At 52.8% G+C, this 1,177-nt stretch carries 1 protein-coding gene; it reads right to left on the bottom strand.

Translation table 11 applies throughout. The features are described 5' to 3' along the window. The coding region (locus V6D20_23530; GenBank protein HEY9818751.1) for a DEAD/DEAH box helicase family protein at positions 1-1,030 on the bottom strand (1,030 nt) is incomplete at its 3' end. Positions 1,031-1,177 lie beyond the last annotated feature (147 nt).

Below are 1,177 nucleotides of genomic sequence, written 5' to 3'. Positions count from 1 at the left end.
GATCCATGCGCATTCTCTTGTGCATGACAGCAGTGAGGGGTTTGCCAGACTTGGTGGAGATCTCACGCTGTGAGGGATCTACGTACTTGACCATGCGCACACGTTCTTTGCCTGTTATCGCACGCGTGGTTTGAAAGAGAATGGGGCCCATATACATGTGCAAGACATACTGTAGACCATCTGCACGCTGAGGAGTGGCGGTCAGACACAGTATCCACTTGGGTCGGATCTTGGCGAGGGCGTTTTTGAAGTTGGGAGCAGCCATGTGATGTCCTTCATCCACCACCAGCAGACCAATGTCATCCAGGTCAGGATAGGAGCGAGAAGCCAAAGACTGAACCATGGCCAGCACAAGATCGGTCTCCTTGATCTCGCACTTACTACCCTGCAACACACCCACCCGCACTCCGTGAACATATTGGCCAATGCGCTCTCTCCACTGCTCTACACTGTCATCCTTGTGCAACAGCACCATGGTTTTGACCGGAGTGCCATGTACCTGTCTGACACCTTCAATGGCTGCAGCCAGAGACACCACCGTTTTGCCAAATCCACAGGGCAAACACAACATGCCACCACCAGCCAGTGGATCGCGAAAAGCCTTGACGATGCGATCAAAAGATGTCTGTTGATGACGCGTTTCGTCTAAGCGGGCGTGAAACGTAACGCCATCTTGCATAGGAATACCTGTCTGTAGTTGATTGTGAGTGGGCGCTCCCCACTTTTGCAGCCCATAAAACCGTGGTGTCCACAAGAAGCGCTCATCTTCCTGATAGAGCGGGTAAGACAGACTCTTGGCAGAGTCATACCAATCCTTTTGCACGGCTGTAAGATGCTTACGCACACGAGTTAACTCTGCTTCCCCCAGTGCTGCCTTTTCGACCCCGTACAGGGAGGATAAAATGGTAACGGGTGGGCGCAACATGGTCAGGACTGTAGGTTTGTGCGTCGTAGAGGGCGGTGCCTCCTTCTTGCGTCGTTTCTTCACCCCTGGCAACATGCCTGTGTAGGTCAGATTGATAGGAGACAAGGATTTTTTACCGATGTGCGTTGGGCGTGGTCACCAAGGAACCGTGACCCGCACTGTGTGTCGACCAACAAAATCTCTGAAACTCTCAAACACCCCCTCGATTCTTCACTCAGCAATATGGCATCACCCTCCACTGGCTCTTCGCCC

It is taken from the genome of Candidatus Obscuribacterales bacterium (assembly GCA_036703605.1).
In the GTDB taxonomy this organism is placed as follows: domain Bacteria; phylum Cyanobacteriota; class Cyanobacteriia; order RECH01; family RECH01; genus RECH01.
The sequence above is the reverse complement of the archived record's forward strand: the minus strand, read 5'-3'. Positions and strand labels throughout refer to the sequence as shown.